Source organism: Novipirellula rosea (assembly GCF_039541335.1).
Taxonomy (GTDB): domain Bacteria; phylum Planctomycetota; class Planctomycetia; order Pirellulales; family Pirellulaceae; genus Novipirellula; species Novipirellula rosea.
In genome coordinates, this window is record NZ_BAABGA010000118.1 from 1 (window position 1) to 631 (window position 631).

Consider the following 631-nt stretch of genomic DNA (forward strand, 5'->3'; position numbering starts at 1 on the left):
CGGTCGGAGCCTCGATCGACAGCGGCACCGGTGCGTTTACCTGGACACCGAGTGAAGCCGACGGTCCGGGCGTCTACACCTTCGACGTGACTGTCAATGACGGTACGGCGACGACCAGCCAGACGATTACCGTGACGGTACTTGAAGCCAATGTGGCACCGGTACTGGATGTCTCGGCTGCCCCGACGGCTGCCGTGGACGAAGGAACCGCGATCAGCTTTACTGCCACGGCGACGGATGCCGATGCTCCGGCTCAGACGCTGACCTTCAGCCTCAGTGGTAGCGTACCTGCCGGGGCGACGATCGATCCAGCGAGCGGTGTCTTCTCGTGGACACCGAGCGAAGCTCAGGGACCTGGAAGCTATACCTTCAACGTGGTCGTCAGTGACGGCACGCTGAGCGACGTCGAAGCGATCACGATCACGGTCGACGAAGTGAACGTGGCTCCGGTCTTGAATCCGGTCGGTAACAAGAGTGCCACCGAAGGAACCTTGCTGAGCTTTACCGCCAGCGCAACCGACGCCGACCTGCCGGCCAACACGCTGACGTTCAGCTTGGCCAACGGCACCGGCGGCAGCGTTCCAGCGGGAGCCTCGATCGATCCGACGACGGGCGTGTTCACTTGGACGCC

Annotated in this window: 1 protein-coding gene; it reads left to right on the plus strand. The window is 63.1% G+C overall.

What is annotated here, in order from left to right:
- Positions 1-631, plus strand: a 631-nt coding sequence (locus tag ABD971_RS32320; protein ID WP_345327834.1) for a putative Ig domain-containing protein, incomplete at both ends; no start/stop codon positions are given.